Annotated in this window: 2 tRNA genes and 2 rRNA genes (1 of these 4 cut by a window edge); all 4 read right to left on the minus strand. The window is 48.2% G+C overall.

From position 1 onward, the window contains the following. Window positions 1-660: ribosomal RNA gene (locus tag CLV90_RS00655) — 23S ribosomal RNA — on the minus strand; it reaches 2,172 nt to the left of the window's first position. A 213-nt stretch (window positions 661-873) separates the two neighbouring features. After that, window positions 874-947, minus strand: a tRNA-Ala gene (locus CLV90_RS00660). Window positions 948-1,092: 145 nt separating this feature from the next. Continuing rightward, window positions 1,093-1,166, minus strand: a tRNA-Ile gene (locus CLV90_RS00665). A gap of 181 nt (window positions 1,167-1,347) precedes the next feature. Beyond that, window positions 1,348-2,872: ribosomal RNA gene (locus CLV90_RS00670) — 16S ribosomal RNA — on the minus strand. Together the 16S and 23S rRNA genes with 2 tRNA genes alongside form the textbook arrangement of a ribosomal RNA operon. Between the last annotated feature and the right edge of the window lie 292 nt (window positions 2,873-3,164).

The raw sequence follows: 3,164 nt of genomic DNA on the forward strand, positions 1-3,164 counted from the left end.
GCTTTCGCTACGGCTCCGGACCTGAAGTCCTTAACCTTGCTAGTAAAAGTAACTCGTAGGCTCATTATGCAAAAGGCACGCCGTCACCCATATGGGCTCCGACCGCTTGTAAGCGTATGGTTTCAGGATCTATTTCACTCCGTTATTCACGGTTCTTTTCACCTTTCCCTCACGGTACTGGTTCACTATCGGTCTCTCAGGAGTATTTAGTCTTGGCGGATGGTCCCGCCGGATTCATACAGGGTTTCACGTGCCCCGCACTACTCAGGATACCACTATCTAAATGCTCTTTGCCTATACGGGACTATCACCCTCTATGGTCGCTATTTCCAAAGCGTTCTAGTTCATCACATCTCGAATGTCGTGGTCCTACAACCCCGAACATGCCGGAACATGGTCGGTTTGGACTAATCCGATTTCGCTCGCCGCTACTATCGGAATCACTTTTGTTTTCTCCTCCTCCGGGTACTTAGATGTTTCAGTTCCCCGGGTTTGCTTCTCTTACGAGATGACATATCTTCAATATGCCGGGTTGCCCCATTCGGATATCTACGGATCATATCGTGTGTGCCGATCCCCGTAGCTTTTCGCAGCTTATCACGTCCTTCTTCGCCTCTGAGAGCCTAGGCATTCCCCATACGCCCTTTTCCAGCTTGTCGCCAGATCTTTAATCTATTCTATTTTATTCGTACTCTTTACTTAATAAAGATTCGTGTTTCTTTCTTTTTTAGTCGATAATACACCTAAATGTATTACCTCCTGTTCCAATATGTCAATGAACGTTATCGTGAGCCACGACAGGCAATTAAATACCTATCTATCTCATCCACGATACTTCGAGAATAAATTTAATTATCCCTAGGCATCGCCTAGTGGAGAATATCGGAGTCGAACCGATGACCTCCTGCGTGCAAGGCAGGCGCTCTAGCCAGCTGAGCTAATCCCCCATTTATTTTAGTTATGAGTTATTAGTTAAGAGTTATGAGTAACAACCCCTTTAACTCCTCAACTTCTAAAATTTCCTTCAATATTTCAATCTTAATGAACGTTTGTACTACGTACCTCTTTTACCTTGCACCTCGTACCTTTCAGTAGTCCCAGGCAGACTCGAACTGCCGACCTCTACATTATCAGTGTAGCGCTCTAACCAGCTGAGCTATGGGACTGTCCCTACTCTCTCCTTTTAGTATAAATACCTTTTCGAAAAAGCAATTACTTATATATCATAATTATGGAGATTTTTATATTCGAACATTCATTTAAAGAAACTATTGTTAAATCAAAAGACCGGGACCGTAGTTCCATTCTTTACTTCGTCAGGGACCGTCCTTAAAGGACAATCTCTAGAAAGGAGGTGTTCCAGCCGCACCTTCCGGTACGGCTACCTTGTTACGACTTAGCCCTAGTTACCGATCTTGCCCTAGGCCGCTCCTTACGGTGACGGACTTCAGGCACTCCCGGCTTCCATGGCTTGACGGGCGGTGTGTACAAGGCCCGGGAACGTATTCACCGGATCATGGCTGATATCCGATTACTAGCGATTCCAGCTTCACGGGGTCGAGTTGCAGACCCCGATCCGAACTGTGACAGGTTTTATAGATTCGCTCCGCCTTGCGACGTGGCTGCTCTCTGTACCTGCCATTGTAGCACGTGTGTGGCCCAGGACGTAAGGGCCGTGATGATTTGACGTCATCCCCACCTTCCTCACGGTTTGCACCGGCAGTCCCGTTAGAGTCCCCATCATGACATGCTGGCAACTAACGGTAGGGGTTGCGCTCGTTATAGGACTTAACCTGACACCTCACGGCACGAGCTGACGACAACCATGCAGCACCTTGCAAATTGCCCGAAGGAAAATCTATCTCTAGACCTGTCAATATGCATTTAAGCCCTGGTAAGGTTCCTCGCGTATCATCGAATTAAACCACATGCTCCACCGCTTGTGCGGGCCCCCGTCAATTCCTTTGAGTTTCATTCTTGCGAACGTACTCCCCAGGTGGGATACTTATCACTTTCGCTTGGCCGCCCAGAACTCAAGGTCCCGGACAGCTAGTATCCATCGTTTACGGCGTGGACTACCAGGGTATCTAATCCTGTTCGCTCCCCACGCTTTCGTCCATCAGCGTCAGTATATAGTTAGTCACCTGCCTTCGCAATCGGTGTTCTATGTAATATCTATGCATTTCACCGCTACACTACATATTCCGGCAACTTCACTATAACTCAAGACCAACAGTATCAAAGGCAATTTTACAGTTGAGCTGCAAACTTTCACCCCTGACTTATCGGCCCGCCTACGGACCCTTTAAACCCAATAATTCCGGATAACGCTCGGACCCTCCGTATTACCGCGGCTGCTGGCACGGAGTTAGCCGGTCCTTATTCTTACGGTACCGTCAGTAAGCTACACGTAGCTCTTTTTCTTCCCGTATAAAAGCAGTTTACTACCCATAGGGCATTCTTCCTGCACGCGGCATGGCTGGATCAGAGTCTCCTCCATTGTCCAATATTCCTCACTGCTGCCTCCCGTAGGAGTCTGGTCCGTGTCTCAGTACCAGTGTGGGGGATCCCCCTCTCAGGGCCCCTACCCATCGTAGCCTTGGTAAGCCGTTACCTTACCAACAAGCTAATGGGACGCATGGCCATCTTGTACCGCCCGAAGGCTTTAACCATATCCCGATGCCGGGCCATGGTACCACGGGGCATTAATCTTCGTTTCCAAAGGCTATTCCCCTGTACAAGGTAGGTTCCATACGCGGTGCGCACCCGTGCGCCGGTCGTCGGCGGAGCAAGCTCCCCGTTACCCCTCGACTTGCATGTGTTAGGCCTGCCGCTAGCGTTCATCCTGAGCCAGGATCAAACTCTTCATCGTTGTTTTGTAAATATTCGTCCCAACGAAGTCCAAATCTCTCCCGGCCCCGACTCTCGATTCAATTCCTTATATATACCCTAAGATATACTAAATTGTATGTTTCCTTAATTCTTGTTCCTCTCGTCCAGGTCCTCACCTGAACTCGATTCTTATCTCCACAATATTTCAATGAACTTCTATCCACTACACCTTAAATCTCTCGATTCCCCGGCTTCGTTTCCCTTAGGTGTTTCCCTAAGCGGCTGCAAATATACAACTGTTTTTTAACCTGGCAACTTTTATCGAAAAAAAA

This window comes from Maribacter spongiicola (assembly GCF_004364165.1).
In the GTDB taxonomy this organism is placed as follows: Bacteria; Bacteroidota; Bacteroidia; order Flavobacteriales; family Flavobacteriaceae; genus Maribacter; species Maribacter spongiicola.